This is a genomic window from Lacibacter sp. MH-610 (genome assembly GCF_045780045.1).
Taxonomy (GTDB): Bacteria; Bacteroidota; Bacteroidia; order Chitinophagales; family Chitinophagaceae; genus Lacibacter.
Genome location: NZ_CP116002.1, coordinates 705,187 through 720,305 on the forward strand (window position 1 = coordinate 705,187; position 15,119 = coordinate 720,305).

14 protein-coding genes are annotated in these 15,119 nt (G+C 41.8%); 4 read left to right on the forward strand and 10 right to left on the reverse strand.

Going from position 1 to position 15,119, the window contains the following annotated elements:
• Positions 1–2: 2 nt before the first annotated feature.
• The 5 genes from paaC to PDL71_RS03240 all read right to left on the reverse strand — a co-directional run bounded on the left by paaC (position 3) and on the right by PDL71_RS03240 (position 3,911).
• On the reverse strand, positions 3–794 hold the full coding sequence (gene paaC / locus PDL71_RS03220; protein WP_407525249.1) for a 1,2-phenylacetyl-CoA epoxidase subunit PaaC: 792 nt from the start codon (positions 792–794) through the stop codon (positions 3–5).
• A gap of 28 nt (positions 795–822) precedes the next feature.
• Positions 823–1,152, reverse strand: coding sequence for a 1,2-phenylacetyl-CoA epoxidase subunit PaaB (paaB, locus tag PDL71_RS03225; protein ID WP_407528448.1), 330 nt, complete (start codon positions 1,150–1,152; stop codon positions 823–825).
• Positions 1,153–1,189: 37 nt separating this feature from the next.
• The gene (gene paaA / locus PDL71_RS03230; protein ID WP_407525251.1) at positions 1,190–2,137 is read right to left on the reverse strand and encodes a 1,2-phenylacetyl-CoA epoxidase subunit PaaA; all 948 of its coding nucleotides are present in this window, start codon (positions 2,135–2,137) and stop codon (positions 1,190–1,192) included.
• Positions 2,138–2,232: 95 nt separating this feature from the next.
• Positions 2,233–3,312, reverse strand: coding sequence for a 1,2-phenylacetyl-CoA epoxidase subunit PaaE (paaE, locus tag PDL71_RS03235; protein WP_407525254.1), 1,080 nt, complete (start codon positions 3,310–3,312; stop codon positions 2,233–2,235).
• A gap of 8 nt (positions 3,313–3,320) precedes the next feature.
• Positions 3,321–3,911, reverse strand: a complete 591-nt coding sequence (locus PDL71_RS03240; RefSeq protein ID WP_407525257.1) for a TetR/AcrR family transcriptional regulator — start codon at positions 3,909–3,911, stop codon at positions 3,321–3,323.
• Between the two features lie 146 nt (positions 3,912–4,057).
• Here PDL71_RS03240 and PDL71_RS03245 point away from each other — a divergent pair, with 146 nt between their 5' ends.
• A complete protein-coding gene (locus tag PDL71_RS03245) occupies positions 4,058–4,528 on the forward strand; it encodes a hypothetical protein (protein WP_407525260.1) in 471 nt (156 codons plus the stop codon).
• A 114-nt stretch (positions 4,529–4,642) separates the two neighbouring features.
• The gene (locus PDL71_RS03250) at positions 4,643–5,566 is read left to right on the forward strand and encodes a PfkB family carbohydrate kinase (protein WP_407525263.1); all 924 of its coding nucleotides are present in this window, start codon (positions 4,643–4,645) and stop codon (positions 5,564–5,566) included.
• A gap of 55 nt (positions 5,567–5,621) precedes the next feature.
• Here the strand turns inward: PDL71_RS03250 and PDL71_RS03255 are convergent, their stop codons facing one another.
• Together PDL71_RS03255 and PDL71_RS03260 are read right to left on the reverse strand one after the other, a co-directional pair.
• Positions 5,622–6,662, reverse strand: coding sequence for a hypothetical protein (locus PDL71_RS03255; protein WP_407525266.1), 1,041 nt, complete (start codon positions 6,660–6,662; stop codon positions 5,622–5,624).
• Positions 6,663–6,755: 93 nt separating this feature from the next.
• Positions 6,756–8,474: a lamin tail domain-containing protein gene (locus PDL71_RS03260; RefSeq protein ID WP_407525269.1), complete on the reverse strand. Its 1,719-nt coding sequence runs from the start codon at positions 8,472–8,474 to the stop codon at positions 6,756–6,758.
• A gap of 308 nt (positions 8,475–8,782) precedes the next feature.
• On the opposite strand from PDL71_RS03260, the gene PDL71_RS03265 reads away from it, so the two are divergent.
• On the forward strand, positions 8,783–9,790 hold the full coding sequence (locus tag PDL71_RS03265) for an aspartate-semialdehyde dehydrogenase (protein WP_407525272.1): 1,008 nt from the start codon (positions 8,783–8,785) through the stop codon (positions 9,788–9,790).
• Positions 9,791–9,831: 41 nt separating this feature from the next.
• On the opposite strand, the gene PDL71_RS03270 is transcribed toward PDL71_RS03265, so the two are convergent.
• The 3 genes from PDL71_RS03270 to ligA all read right to left on the reverse strand — a co-directional run bounded on the left by PDL71_RS03270 (position 9,832) and on the right by ligA (position 13,358).
• Positions 9,832–10,506: a DUF2461 domain-containing protein gene (locus tag PDL71_RS03270; RefSeq protein WP_407525275.1), complete on the reverse strand. Its 675-nt coding sequence runs from the start codon at positions 10,504–10,506 to the stop codon at positions 9,832–9,834.
• Between the two features lie 115 nt (positions 10,507–10,621).
• A complete protein-coding gene (locus tag PDL71_RS03275; protein ID WP_407525278.1) occupies positions 10,622–11,077 on the reverse strand; it encodes an HNH endonuclease in 456 nt (151 codons plus the stop codon).
• A gap of 178 nt (positions 11,078–11,255) precedes the next feature.
• Positions 11,256–13,358 carry an NAD-dependent DNA ligase LigA gene (ligA, locus tag PDL71_RS03280; protein WP_407525281.1) on the reverse strand — a complete coding sequence of 701 codons (2,103 nt, stop codon included), beginning with the start codon at positions 13,356–13,358 and terminating at the stop codon, positions 11,256–11,258.
• A gap of 73 nt (positions 13,359–13,431) precedes the next feature.
• Between ligA and PDL71_RS03285 the strand changes: the two genes are divergently transcribed.
• A complete protein-coding gene (locus PDL71_RS03285) occupies positions 13,432–15,072 on the forward strand; it encodes an amidohydrolase (RefSeq protein ID WP_407525284.1) in 1,641 nt (546 codons plus the stop codon).
• The last annotated feature ends 47 nt before the right edge of the window (positions 15,073–15,119 follow it).

A 15,119-nucleotide genomic window follows, 5' to 3' on the forward strand; every position in this document is an offset into this window, starting at 1 on the left:
GTTTACCATTCACTGTTGGGATATGCTCTTTGCATGTACTGCAAATCAGACAAAATATAACCGAGATGTTCTGTATGTATTCCTGTTTTACCGCCTGTTTGCATAAATGTTTTTTCGGGAAAGGATAATGCCGCTTCTTCAAAAACGGCGCTTACTTTTTCATGCCATTGCTGTTGAATGCTATTGAAGTCAACGTTGGCAACAGTTTCATAATCTGCAGGCAGAAATAGTTCACCGGTATAACGCCACAATTCATGTACAGCATGAAGCATCCGTTGTTTGCTTTCATCCGTACCATCGCCCAAACGAATCACCCATTCACTGCTCCAGCGAACATGATAGTTGGTTTCTTTTAATGATTTGGTGGCGATGGCAGCGACATGTTCATCATTATGATATTGCAATTGCTGAAATAACAATTGCTGAAACTGACTGTATAAGTATTGGCGAAGAATGGTTTGTCCCCAATCGCCATTGGGTTGTTCAACGAGCAACAGATTTTTGTAGGCACGTTCTGTTCTTAAGTAGGCTAATTTATCCTCATCAACCTCACCCCCCGCCCTCTCCAAAGGAGAGGGAGCTTTTAAGCCCTCTGATTGTTTTGAATTGTTTATTTGTTCAGCAGCATATTGATAAAATAATCTTGATTGACCGAGCAAATCCAATGAAATATTTGTCAATGCAATATCCTGTTCCAGTATCGGTCCATGGCCGCACCATTCGCTGTTACGATGTGAAAGTATCAACGTTGTATCGGCTAGGTGCAGTAAGTAATCTGTGAGAGAATTATTCATTATCCATTAATAAATTATCAATTAATCATCACATATAATTCACTTCATCAGGCAACTGATAAAAGGTAGGATGGCGATACACTTTATCAACAGCAGGTTCATACAACTCACCCGCTTCTTCCGGATTACTGGCGGTGATGTATTTACTCTCTACCACCCAAATGCTCACGCCTTCCATTCTTCTTGTATACACATCCCTTGCATTTTCAATTGCCATCTGTGCATCGGCTGCATGGAGGCTCCCTACATGTTTATGATCAAGCCCCTGTTTACTGCGTATGAAAACTTCCCACAAAGGCCAAGCTGTTTTATCTTTTTCTGTTTGATAATTACTGCCACCACCTTTTTCTTCAGGAATATCGCCGTAGTAGAACTTTCTGATGTTGAAATTCATATCAAGCTGCTTTTTGTTGTGATTTGTTTTTTTGTTTAGCAGCATGCGCCATTGCTGCTTCTCTTACCCATTTACCATTTTCGTGTGCTTTACGTCTTGCTTCTAAACGTTGTTTGTTACAGGGCCCGTTTCCTTTCACCACGTTCCAGAATTCATCCCAGTTAATTTCCCCAAAATCATAATGACCACGCTCTTCATTCCACTTCAAATCTTTATCAGGAAGCGTCATGCCCAATACTTTCACCTGCTCGGCAATCATGTCCACAAAATTCTGACGCAGTTCATCATTGGTTTTGCGTTTGATTTTCCATTTCATGCTTTGGTCGCTGTTGGTACTCTCACTATCTTTTGGACCAAACATCATCAATGATGGCCACCACCAACGGTTAATCGCATCCTGGCACATGGCTCTCTGCTCAGCAGTGCCTTTGCTCAACACCAGCAGGGATTCAAAACCCTGGCGCTGATGAAAACTTTCTTCTTTACAGATACGTACCATCGCTCTTGCATAAGGTCCATAAGATGTACGGGTGAGCATCACTTGGTTCATAATAGCAGCCCCATCTACCAGCCAGCCGATGGCTCCCATATCAGCCCATGTTAAAGTGGGATAGTTGAAGATGGAAGAATATTTGGCTTTGCCGCTGTGCAGATCAGCAATCATTTCATCCCGGCTTTGACCCAATGTTTCTGCAGCAGAATATAAGTACAAACCATGCCCGGCTTCATCCTGCACTTTGGCTAAAAGAATGGCTTTTCGTTTGAGTGACGGGGCACGGGTAATCCAGTTACCCTCAGGCAACATGCCAACAATTTCGCTGTGTGCATGCTGAGAAATCTGGCGTATGTTGGTTTTTCTGTATGCATCGGGCATCCAGTCTTTGGGTTCAATCTTAACTTCCGCATCAATCTTTTGCTGGAACTGCTGTTCTAAATCGTGAATGGACATAGCAAACGAGTTTGTTCACAAAATTAAGTGAAACAAACGCCTGTTTGTTGCTCTTGTTGAAAGTATTATTCACCGTAAGCGGCTGATTTCAATCATTATTTCACATCAAAATCCACAACTACTTTTTCAGTAGTGGGGTGTGCCTGGCAGGTGAGGATAAAGCCATTGTTGATTTCTTCATGGTCCAGCCCCCAATGCACATCCATTTCCACCTCGCCTTCCACCAGTTTGGCTTTGCAGGTGCAGCAAACACCACCCTTGCAGGCATAAGGTACATCAGCACCCTGTTGCATGGCAGCATCAAGAATGGTAGCGTCGCTGTTTAAAGGAATATCAAACAGAAAAGTCCTGCCATCCAGTTTCATTTCAATTTTACTTGATGGAGTGTTTTCACTTGCAGCGTGTGGCGTGTGGCTTGCAGCTTTTTTCTTCTCAGTAGTAAATAACTCAAAATGGATTTTCTTTTCGTTCACACCATTGGCTTCTAAAAACTCCTGCACATCCATGATCATTTCCTGCGGGCCGCAGAGGAAGAATTCATCTGCATGTTGCAGGTCCACCAGCTTTTCAAATAAGTGCGTGCATTTGTCTTTGGTGATTCGTCCGAAGTTGATAGCAGCATCTGTTTTCTCCCGGCTCAGAATATGAATAAGGGTGAACCTTTGCATGTATTTATTCTTCAATCCTTCCAGCTCTTCAAAAAAGATAATAGACGAACGGCTGCGGTTGCCATATACCAATGTAAAACTGCTGTCGGGTTCAGTTGCTAATGTTGCTTTAATGAGGGAGATGATGGGTGTAATACCGCTACCGGCTGCAAAAGCCACATAGTTCTTTTTGTTAGCGGGGTGAAGGGGTGTGTGGAATTTGCCGAGAGGTGTCATTACTTCCAGCACATCACCCTTTTTCAGTTGTTCATTAGCATAGGTGCTGAACACGCCACCATTTACTTTCTTAATGGCCACTTTGAGTTTGTTTTCCTGCGGACTGGTACAAAGTGAATACGTACGCCGGATTTCTTCTCCGTTGAGATTGGTTTTGATGTTGATGTTTTGTCCCTGGGTATATTGAAACTCCTGTTTCAGATTTTCAGGAACCTCAAATTCAACAGAAACACAATCACCCGTTTCTTTAATAATATTTTTTACAGCAAGCTTGTGAAAATGTACGGCCATTCTTCAGTTTATTTCCTCAATCCATCAATCAATATAATCACCATGTTATCTTCCAGTTCTTTGGCTGAAATTTTTGAAGTGGAACGATGCCAGCTTTCAATACCACTTACCGCATGCAGCATAGTAATGATGGCTGTGGGAGCATCTATCGTTTTTATTTCACCTTTTTTTATACCATCTTCAATGAGTGTGGTAAAGCGCTTGCGGTAATTCCGGCGCTGGTTGTGAAAATTAGATAAGTAAGGTTCATCCAGGTGCTTCCATTCCCGGTCGCTCACAATCACCTCTTCATGATTTTCAATCATCTGCTGAATGTGAAAACGCAGGATGGTTTGTACTTTTTCAAGGGCGGTGCCGCCGCCTGTTTCCACCTCATCAAAATACGTGTTGAAACGGTTGGCCACTGCAAAACAAATGCTCTCCAGGATTTCATTCTTTGAACGGATATGATTGTAAAGGCTGGCAGCTTCAATGCCTATGTTTTCTGCCAGGTCACGCATACTGGCAGCGCCAAACCCTTTTTCCCGGAACAGGTCAGCCCCGGCTTTTACTATAATGTCTTTACGGCTTTCGTTTTTAGCCACTTTTAGCTTTCCCATATAACAAAAGTAATTTGTTTCAACAGTATAGCATCAAAGCTATGATTTTGAATGATGTAAATACTGCTTCTTTTTTAAAAATACCATCTGCACGGTATTGTGCCGGCCCTGCCTTATTGTACCTTCATATTCTTAAAACTGAAAACATGAAACAGAAACTCTTCTTACTTGGGTTTATTTGTGCTGCTTTTTTGCTGGCTGCACCGGTTACTGTAAAAGCCCAGACTGACCCTTTTTATTACGAATCCATTTCTAACCCCAGCAAAACAATCAACTTCATCATTGGTGTGTACCATACCAAAAATGAGTTTATTACCCGTGATGATGGAACCGGCTATACTAAAATGCGTATAGCAGTTATCAATAAAGAAGGAGCTGATCCTTTTAAATGGAGTGATTACAAAATTTACATCATGCTCAAAAACGGCGACCTGTTTTATAACTATACCACCAAGGCACAGGATGGCGACCTGGCCTGTAACTGGACTGTTCAGCCCGGTCAAAACCATATTCAATATGTATGTTTTGACAAGGCCTTTGATGTAAGCCAGATTGAGCGGGTGTGGCTGGGCATGAGCGATAACAAATTTTTTGACCTGGTAAAAAGCGATAAATAAGCAGAGTTTTCGTTCTCATGAAAGCGCTCTTGTATTGAGAGCGCTTTTTTTTATGCATGCAGTTTTGAAAGTCTGTTCCCATTACCTTTGCCCCGTTCCAAAATATATTATAATATGAGTTTAATTGTGGTAGGCTCCATGGCCTTTGATGCTATCGAAACACCCTTTGGTAAAAGTGATAAGATCGTAGGTGGCGCTGCTACCTATATTGCCTGGAGTGCTTCCAATTTTACACAACCCGTACAGCAGGTGAGTGTGGTGGGCGGTGATTTTCCGCAGGAAGAATTAGATGCACTTACTGCAAGAGGGGTACAACTGGAAGGCGTGCAGATTAAAAAAGATGAAAAATCATTTTTCTGGAGCGGTAAGTATCATATGGACATGAACAGCCGTGATACGCTAGATACGCAATTAAATGTATTGGCTGATTTTGACCCGGTGATACCTGATAGTTATCAGGGTTGTGAATTTTTAATGCTGGGCAACCTGCTGCCCTCCGTTCAGATGCGGGTGATTGAGCAACTCAAAGTGCGGCCCAAACTCATAGCCATGGACACCATGAATTTCTGGATGGATACGGCTATGGAAGACCTGGCTAAAGTGATTGCCAAAGTGGATCTTTTATTTGTGAATGATAGTGAAGCAAGACAGCTGAGCGGACAGTTTTCACTGGTAAAAGCGGCAAGGGAGATTATGAAGATGGGTCCTAAATACCTCGTGATTAAAAAAGGTGAACACGGTGCCCTGCTGTTTCATGATGATAAAGTGTTTTTTGCACCGGCCCTTCCCCTGGAAGATGTATTTGACCCCACCGGTGCGGGTGATACATTTGCCGGCGGTTTTATCGGTCATGTAGCCAAAACAAATGACATAAGCTTCAACAACATGAAAACCGCCATTATTGTAGGAAGTGCCATGGCCAGTTTTTGTGTAGAGAAATTTGGCACCACCCGTTTAAAAGAAATTTCAAAAACGGATATTGATGATCGTATTCAGCAGTTTGTACAACTGGTGAACTTTGATATTGAACTGGTATGAGCTGAAAGGACTTAACAGTTAACAGATTGAAAGCAGCAGTGATGCTGCTTTTTTCTTACATATTACTTTGCTTCACATGCGTTGTTACCAATACTCTTTTCAAACTCCGGTCAATTAACTCACCCATGCTGGTGCAGCGTTCAAAAGCATTGTCTTCATAGTACTCAGCGAGTTCAAAACCCAGTTGTTTAATTTTTTCGCTTGTAGAAATTTCATCTGCTACTAAAATATCTCTTAAATCCCGAAGACGATGGCGTTCTTCTTTAATGCGCCGGGCTATCAGGGCACGTTCTTCCTGCTGGTACTGCATCATCACATCTTTATTGAAATGTTTGAGTGCCATATCCACATACGGATAATTTTCCTTGAAGTATTGCGGCAGGTAAATTTTTAAACTGCCTTCAAAAAACTGCTGGTCAAAATCAATGGCACGGATGCGGAACTGGAAATCATCAAAGTCCGGCGTAATATCAAATACAAAATTATACGCACGCATATCTCCCAGCAACCGTACAAAACATCGCTCATTAAATTTTACAAACTCTTTGCCGATACGTTTGGGATTAAACTCCGGCCGCTCACTGTACAAAGGAAGAAACACATCACCCGGTATGCCTGCAATATGCTCCTCAACCAATGTATTTTCATGCACCAGGTAGTTAAGCTGGTTGGGGGAGAGAATATGTTCCAGCTCTAATCCATACACCCGGCTGGCATCTGCAATCTTTACATAGAAGTAATCATGCACATCATTATAGCTGTTTACAATTTTAATGCGGAAGGGATGTGTGTTGCCGAAGGTGCAGAAATCAATCCGTTCTATGTACAAATGGCGCTGAACTTTTTCATCACCACCGGCTTTGAGCATAGCATAGATTTTCTTGAGCCCGTTATGAATTTCGTTTTGCTGTTCATGCGGGTAGAGAACCGATTCCCACAAGGTATCTTTTCCCCTTGCATCAATTACAGGAATGGTTTCCAGAAAATCCCGTAACTGCGTATAAGTTACCGGCAGCTTTTTCTCACGCTGGTACAAACGTAAGTACCGGCGCAGGGCTTCGTTAACGGGGTAAATGATTTTTTTGCGGGTGATCATACAACTAAACTTCAGCTTAAAGATAACTGAAGCCTGTTATTGCCGGGTGATGGAAATCAAGATTGATACTGATTCAGGAAACAACAGCAGCTATTACAATCTCCTTGCCAGCACCACCTGGTTTTTAAAGCGTTTTACTTTTCCTTCGAGATTAAAAATTTCTGTAAAGATCACATAAGGGCCTAGTGGCAATTGACCAAACTTGTCATTGAGCCCATCCCAGCGAAAGGAACCTGTTTGTCCGCATAAAGCATTTCGTTGCAAAGCACGCACGGGTCTTCCGTTGGCATCAAATACGGTTACATTCATCACATAACCCGCCTGCGGAAAACGATAGCTGATAGTGAGAAAATCATCAAATCCATCATTGTCGGGAGAGAATACTTCAGGTGAAATAATTACTTCACCCTGCACCTGTAAATCCTGGCGGAACTGTGAGTTTTGAGAAGTGGGCGTGCCATAACCGGCATCTTTAGCAGCACTGGTCCAGTTATCTTTGTTTTTGGTAGCAGCATTGGGGTTAATGCGTTCCAGCGCTACACCTTCACGGTTATCAAGCAAAGCAAAATGCCATTTTTCATCATAAGGTAAATCATCCACCATGGCGCCGGTATTGTTTAAGAGCAATACATTTCCTTTGTCATCACTATACGATGGCATGGAAGAAAGATTAATAAACGCAGTTGGATTTTTTGCCGTGTATTGACGCTTCACCAATGATTCATCTTCACTTATAACGATATATTCAGCAGGAAACAGAGCCACATCCACGAGGCTTATCTGTTTGAGATTAGCAACAGCTCCTGTGCTGCTTCTGTTAGCTAAGAATAAATTTTTAAGATTAAGCACCTTATTGCTTCTATTGTACAACTCTATATAATCGGTACCATCAGGTTTTGGATTGAATAATATTTCATTGATGATTACATCCAAACTATCAGCCTGCGAACTCAAGCCCAGCTTTGCCGTATTAAAACCACCGATTGTATTGCCGCTGCAATCACCCACATTGGTCGCTGTAATAGTGTAAGTAGTGTTGCGGACAATGGGTGCATTCAATCGCAGTTGAACTGTATTAAATAATTGCGGATTCGTAACTGCTGCTACGGGTGTTCCAATACCATTGCTGATGGAATAATTAGCAGCTGTAGCGCCACGTAAACTATCTAACGGTTCATTAAATGTAAGTACCACTGTTACACTATCGGTTGCAAATGCCCGGATTAATTGAGGCGGTGTTTGATCTCTGTTAGTTCCGTCAACAGAGTTTTTTATGCCCGGCGTTCCGCCTCTCACATCCACACTTCCACGCCAGTTGCTGGCACCGCTGCAGGGATTTTTTGTGTCCACCATTTCCAGTGTCCATCCACCATCACTCTTTACGGCATTGTTAAACCAGGAAAATGTGTATTCCACCGCATGAATGGTTACACCTGCTGCATTACGTATAAAGATCAATTCCCCTTCATTGGCCAATGATGGAAACGAAGTAACACCAAAGGTTCGCCCAAACTGTTGCATGGTAGTGGCGGCAGTAGTGCCGCAGATGATGGCACTGCTGTCTGGCGGTAAAATAAAATTGGGAAGCGGACCGCTCACACCACCGGCATCACCCACCCGCCAGTTCTGGATATTGATTGGATTGGGAGATGTATTCCTGATTTCAATCCATTCAAAATTAGGCAGACCTACTTGCGGTGTTGGGTCGCTCATGATTTCACTGATCACAATATCATAACGGGCTTGTGCATTCACTCCAACCAAACCCCAAAAGAAACAAACAAGTGTTGCTGAAAGAAATCGTAAAAGCATGCTTTAAATGTAGAACTAATAAAGAAAAAGCTATCAACTGTTCTGTAAAATTTCAAAAAACAATTTGGCAAACTAAGCAAGGCAGTTTATTTTTGAAGCCATGTTGATGACCAAACATACAAAACGCACAAAAAAACAGTTTCCGCAGGGAAGGTGAACTTGTACGTTGTTGTATTAAACATACGAAGACCTTCCCTCAAACGGAAGGTCTTATTTTTTTACACCCGTCAGACGCCCTCGTCGGACGGAATTTATTAATCACTTAAAAACAAATCTGTCCGACGAGGGCGTCTGACAGAAAGCAAAAAATGAAAGTAGCAGTCGTAGGCGCCACCGGACTTGTAGGAACAAAAATGTTGCAGGTACTGGCCGAAAGAAATTTTCCCATATCCGAATTATTACCCGTTGCATCTGAAAGATCAGTAGGTAAAGATGTGGAGTTTAAAGGAACGAAATACAAAGTAGTGAGCATGACCGATGCAATTGCAGCCAAACCTGCGGTTGCTATTTTCAGTGCAGGCGGCAGTACTTCATTGGAGTGGGCTCCCCAATTTGCATCAGCAGGTATTACGGTGATTGATAACAGCAGCGCCTGGCGTATGGATCCTTCCAAAAAATTAGTAGTGCCTGAAGTAAATGCAGATGTGTTGACTGCTGACGATAAAATTATTGCGAACCCCAACTGCTCTACCATTCAGATGGTTGTGGCGTTGCAGCCTCTGCATAAAAAATATCAAATCAAACGGGTAGTGGTATCAACGTATCAAAGTGTTACCGGTACCGGTAAAAAAGCAGTGGATCAACTGATGGGAGAGCGTAATAAAGCAGTAGCCGGAAAGAATGAAGAATATCCGATGGCTTATAAATATCCGATTGATCTGAACGTAATTCCGCAGATTGATGTGTTCCTTGAAAACGGTTATACCAAAGAAGAAATGAAAATGGTGAAAGAAACCTGTAAGATTATGGGTGACGATTCCATTCGTGTAACCGCTACTACCGTGCGCATACCTGTAATGGGGGGTCATAGTGAAAGTGTGAATGTGGAATTTGCAAATGATTTTGATCTGAATGAAGTAAAAGGTCTTTTATCATCTGCTCCGGGAGTAATAGTAGTTGATGATAATGCTACTCAACAATATCCCATGCCCATGGATGCCCATGAAAAAGATGAAGTTTTTGTAGGAAGGCTGAGAAGAGATGAAACACAACCCAACACACTCAATATGTGGATTGTGAGCGATAACCTGCGCAAAGGTGCTGCTACCAATGCGGTGCAGATTGCAGAGTATTTAGTTAGTAAAGGACTTTTATGATGGAAGACACAACGGCAGCAAATGATTGCTGCCGTTTTTCTTTATTCAGTAGTACTCACTGCTTCATTTAAGAATTCATTCAACGGTTGCAGCGATTCAAACGCAGTAAGGATTTGTTTTTTATAAGCAGGAGAAGTCACATCTGCATCTTTTATTTTAATAACGGCTACAAAACTTTTCAGTTTTAAATAATCAGCTGCTGCGTTATCAGGTTCATAGCCTTTGGGTACACGGCTCAGCAGGTATTCGGCACTGCGGTCCAGGTCGCCATAAACAGTTTTGAACTTTTTTGATTGGATGATTTTTTTAAAATCAGCAAAGTTGTAGTCAATTTCCTGTCTCACTTTCTTCAACTCATCCGGCATGGGCATGTACATACCGCCACCGGCGAAACATTGGCCGGGTTCAATATGCAGATAGTAACCTGCTGTTGTTGCTTTTTTACCTCCGGGATTAATGAATGCTCCTATATTGGTTTTATACGGGCTTTTGTCTTTGCTGAAACGAACATCCCGGTTAATCCGGAACATACAATCTTTGGCCTGCAGGTGTGCAATAGACGGATCTTTTTTAGCATGCGCCTCAATAATGCTTTGCACAAAAGCTGCTATATCTGCTTTGGCTGCTTCGTATCGTTTACGATTGGCATCAAACCAGGGTTTATTGTTATTCTTCTTTAAGTCTTTTAAAAATTGAAGTGTTGCTGATTGAAGCATGGTTGTGAATGGTGAATTGTCAATGGTGAATAGTGAACAGGCAATAGTGAATAAACAATGTGTGAAAACCAGAATTAGCAAATGTTAAGGACAACAGGCTAACGACTACCGGCTATTAACTTTTTACCGCACCCCAGTTCTCGCCGCTGCGTATTCTGTATAAAGTCATTTCACTTACATTGTATTTTTTTGCCAACTGTTTATAAGTGATGGAGCGCTTGGGATCATGAATGATTTTTTTGATTGTTTTCACCTGTGTGGGTGTAAGCTTTAATCCTTTTTGAGTGGCGCTTCTTTCTTTCTGTAATTTTTTATAAGCAATCTTAAGCGGACTTTGTTGCTGATGGGCAGCCATATCTTCCAGTGTAGCCCATTTTAAATTGGCAGCACGGTTATCTGTTTTATTGTGGTTGATATGAATCACAAACTTCTGCCGTGGCGATCCTTTTTTACAAAAGAGTTTTGCAATTTCACGATGCAGGTAGATGGTTCCTTTGTTACCCGGGCGGTGCAGGTTTAATGTTTTATAACCGGTGGTAAGAGAACCATCCAGTAATTTTCCATCATCCATTATGTCTTTGGTATAACTGCAACAACGTCCCTAGGTGGAAACTGCATACCGGCGCTTCAATAACCTCCAACCAGTAAATTGCATTTGTTTCCATTGTTCACCGGCAAGTTTCTTGATCATATAAAACGATTGGTTGATAAATATACAAAACTGATAACGGTAATGTCAAGTATATCTATTAATTTTTAAGCATGTTCAAAAATTCTTCTTCTGTAATAATCTTTACCGTGTTGAGTTTTTTTGCTTTTTCCAGTTTACTACCCGCATCTGCTCCTACTACGAGGTAATTGAGTTTAGCACTAACACCGCTTAGTATACTGCCGCCGTTTGCTTCCACCATCTGCTCCGCATCACTTCGCTTGAGTGTGGGTAAAGTGCCGGTAAACAAAAAAGTGAGCCCGTTTAAATTACCGCTGCTGTGAATTTCTTTATGCTCATTCTTCAATACCACACCCAGTGCTTCTAATTGCTGCAGCAGTTCAATGTTTTCTTTGTTCTGGAAAAAATCATAAATAGCTGTTGCAACTTTTGGACCAACATCTTCCAGTTGCTGTAATTCTTCCAATGATTTCTGTTGCAGATCGGGCAGGTAGCTCACAGCATTCGCTAATGTTTTTGCAGTGGCTTCACCAACAAAACGAATACCCAGTGCATAAATCAAACGGTAGAGAGGTTGGCTTTTGGAGTTTTCAATGGCGGCTTTAAGGTTGTCAATACTTTTGGCACCAAAACCTTCCATCTCTTTGATTTTTTCAAAAGGCAGTTGGTAGAGTGATGGGATATCTTTTAAAAATCCAAGTTCATAAAACTTCCGCACATTCGCTTCGCCCATACCACGTATATCCATGGCATCTTTACTGTTAAAATGAATAATACGCTCCACCACCTGTGCTTCGCAATTGATATTGTTGCAACGCCATACTGCTTCGCCTTCCGGTTTTACGAGCACGTGCCTGCACACGGGACAATGTGTTGGAAACACAATGATTTCTTCTGTGCCGTTCCGTAACTCAGGAAATGATTTTACAATATAGGGTATCACATCACCGGCACGTTCCACCAAAACACTATCGCCCAGCCGTAAATCTTTTTCAGCAATAAAATCTGCATTGTGCAATGAAATACTTGCCACCGTAACACCACCAATCGGCACGGGATCAATTTTTGCAACAGGAGTAACAGCGCCGGTACGTCCTACCTGGTATTCAACAGCACGTAACTTACTGGTGGCTTGTCTTGCTTTAAACTTATAAGCAATGGCCCAGCGTGGATGATGACTGGTCATGCCCATTTTCTCCTGCAGTTCCAGGTCGTTCACTTTTATTACCATGCCGTCAATTTCATAAGGAAGTGTATCTCTCATTGCTTCATACTCCTTACAAAAAGCTATCACACCCTCAATACCCTTGATGATTTTCTTTTCGTTCTCCGGACTTCTGAAACCCAAATTCCATAACATCGAGAGAGCATCAGCATGAGTATGAGGTACTTCATACTTCGTACTTCGCACTTCCGATTTCATTACATATCCTACATGGTACAGAAACGCTTCTAAATTTCTTTTCGCTACTTCTTTTGCATCTTTAATACGCAGACTTCCGCTGGCAGCATTGCGGGGATTGGCTAAGGGTGGTAAATTTTCTTCAGCCAGTTTATCATTGTACGCTTTAAAGTTCTTTTTCGTCATCAGCACTTCACCCCGTATTTCAATTTGCTGAATACCGTACTCGCTGAAAGCTGCTGAAAGCGGAATCGAACGGATTTGTTTGATATTGGTAGTAATATCTTCTCCTTCTGTACCATCACCACGTGTAGCTCCACGCACCAGCAAATCATTTTCATAGATGAGCGAAATACCGGCCCCGTCAAACTTCGGTTCAGCACAATACTCCACTTCTTCTTTACCGGTTAATTCTTTGGCTTTACGATCCCAGTCAATCAAGTCTTCTGCATTGTAGGAGTTTTCTAAACTCAGCATCGGAACGAGGTGTGTTACCTTCTGAAAATCGGTACCCAAACCTTTTGCTACACGTTGTGTAGGCGAATCCGGTGTGATCAATGCAGGATCAGCAGTTTCCAGTTGCTCTAATGATTTGTACAGTGTATCATATTCAAAATCGCTGATGAGCGGATCATTCAGAACATAATAGCGGTATTCATGAAAGCGGAGTACATTCCTTAATTCATTGATGACAGAAGAAACGGGAGGGTCTTGTTTGATTTGCTGCAGCAGTTTATTGGTTTGCTCCTGCAGTGTTTTGGTGGCCGATGCTGAATACATAAATAAAAATGAGAAAGTAAAATTAGTATTGTTGCAACCAAAACAAATTAAATTCGTTTTCAATTTTTAAAGTATGAGAAATTATATTGCTTTTTTCAGCATGATTTGCCTGCTCATGAGTTGCTCCACTAACAACGAAGCAGACCTGCTTTTGTATAACGGAACTATTTACACAGTTGACAGTGCTTTCAGTACAGCAGAAGCAGTGGCGGTGAAAGACGGAAAGATTATTGCAACAGGTACTAAAGAAGCATTACTAAAAGAATTCAATGCCAAACAACAGGTAGACCTGGAAGGTAAATTTTTATATCCCGGCTTTATTGATGCACACGCTCATTTTTACCGTTATGGATTAGGACTAAGAGAATGTGATTTAGTGGGCACAGAAAGCTGGAGCGAAATTTTACAAAGGTTAGATGTTTATGCAAAAAGCATACCTACAGGTGAGTGGATCATTGGCCGTGGATGGGATCAGAATGATTGGCAGGAAAAGGAATTTCCGTTTAACGATTCATTGAATACCCGTTTCCCTGACAATCCGGTTATATTAACAAGAGTGGATGGTCATGCTGCTATTGTAAATAATTACGCACTTCAAAAAGCAGGCATTACCGCTGCTACAAAGTTGGTGGGCGGTGATGTGATTTTGAAAAACGGTAACCCAACCGGCGTATTAATTGACAATGCGATTGACCTGGTAGGCAGTATTATTCCCAATGCGAATGAAGCACAGGCAAAAGAAGCATTACTGAAAGCACAGGCAAATTGTTTTGCTGCAGGGTTAACCACTATTGATGATTGCGGATTGGATTTTGACCAGGTAGAACATATTGAAGCTGCTTATAAAAGCGGTGAGCTCAAAATGCGTTTGTATGTAATGCTCAGCGATGCTAAAAAGAACTATGATTACATTTTCAAGCGGGGTATGATTAAAACCGATTGGTTAAATGTGCGGAGCTTTAAAGTATATGCGGATGGTGCTTTGGGTTCAAGAGGTGCGTGTTTATTACAGCCTTATAGTGACAGGGCCAATCACCATGGATTTTTATTGAGCAATCCTGCACATTTTGATTCAGTGGCTGCTGTTATTTATCAAAATAAATTTCAGATGTGTACGCATGCTATCGGCGATAGCGGCAACAGAACCATCCTCAATATTTACGGTAAGTATTTAAAAGAGAAGAATGATTTGCGTTGGCGTATTGAACATTCACAGGTGGTGAATCAAAATGATTTCAATCTCTTCGGCACTTACAGCATTATACCCAGCGTACAACCCACACATGCTACCAGCGATATGTATTGGGCCGAACAGCGGCTTGGTAAAGAACGGGTGAAAGGCGCTTATGCATTTAATGATTTGATGAAGCAAAACAACTGGATTCCGCTGGGCACTGATTTTCCGGTAGAAGATATTGACCCCATTAAAACATTCTATGCAGCCGTGTTTCGTAAAGATGCCAAAGGATGGCCTGCAGATGGCTACCAGATGGAAAATGCATTGAGCCGGAAAGATGCTTTGCGTGGTATGACCATCTGGGCTGCCCGTTCCAATTTTGAAGAACAGGAAAAAGGAAGTATTGAAAAAGGAAAGCTGGCTGATTTTGTTTTACTGGATACTGATTTAATGAACGCCGGCTTTGAAGAAATTCTCAAAACCAAAGTGCTCAAAACCATTTGTGGTGGAGAAGTGGTGTATGAGAGGAAGAAGTAGGAAAAACAAGTAGGAGGTAGGAAATAGGAAGGAAGAAGTAATTCTAT

What these genes read in the sequence shown, in the direction of transcription:
- paaC (WP_407525249.1), bottom strand. Translation starts at nt 794, where the DNA reads ATGAATAATTCTCTCACAGATTACTTACTGCACCTAGCCGATACAACG.
- paaA (WP_407525251.1), bottom strand. Translation starts at nt 2,137, where the DNA reads ATGTCCATTCACGATTTAGAACAGCAGTTCCAGCAAAAGATTGATGCG.
- paaE (WP_407525254.1), bottom strand. Translation starts at nt 3,312, where the DNA reads ATGGCCGTACATTTTCACAAGCTTGCTGTAAAAAATATTATTAAAGAA.
- PDL71_RS03240 (WP_407525257.1), bottom strand. Translation starts at nt 3,911, where the DNA reads ATGGGAAAGCTAAAAGTGGCTAAAAACGAAAGCCGTAAAGACATTATA.
- PDL71_RS03245 (WP_407525260.1), top strand. Translation starts at nt 4,058, where the DNA reads ATGAAACAGAAACTCTTCTTACTTGGGTTTATTTGTGCTGCTTTTTTG.
- PDL71_RS03250 (WP_407525263.1), top strand. Translation starts at nt 4,643, where the DNA reads ATGAGTTTAATTGTGGTAGGCTCCATGGCCTTTGATGCTATCGAAACA.
- PDL71_RS03255 (WP_407525266.1), bottom strand. Translation starts at nt 6,662, where the DNA reads ATGATCACCCGCAAAAAAATCATTTACCCCGTTAACGAAGCCCTGCGC.
- PDL71_RS03260 (WP_407525269.1), bottom strand. Translation starts at nt 8,474, where the DNA reads ATGCTTTTACGATTTCTTTCAGCAACACTTGTTTGTTTCTTTTGGGGT.
- PDL71_RS03265 (WP_407525272.1), top strand. Translation starts at nt 8,783, where the DNA reads ATGAAAGTAGCAGTCGTAGGCGCCACCGGACTTGTAGGAACAAAAATG.
- PDL71_RS03270 (WP_407525275.1), bottom strand. Translation starts at nt 10,506, where the DNA reads ATGCTTCAATCAGCAACACTTCAATTTTTAAAAGACTTAAAGAAGAAT.
- PDL71_RS03275 (WP_407525278.1), bottom strand. Translation starts at nt 11,077, where the DNA reads ATGGATGATGGAAAATTACTGGATGGTTCTCTTACCACCGGTTATAAA.
- ligA (WP_407525281.1), bottom strand. Translation starts at nt 13,358, where the DNA reads ATGTATTCAGCATCGGCCACCAAAACACTGCAGGAGCAAACCAATAAA.
- PDL71_RS03285 (WP_407525284.1), top strand. Translation starts at nt 13,432, where the DNA reads ATGAGAAATTATATTGCTTTTTTCAGCATGATTTGCCTGCTCATGAGT.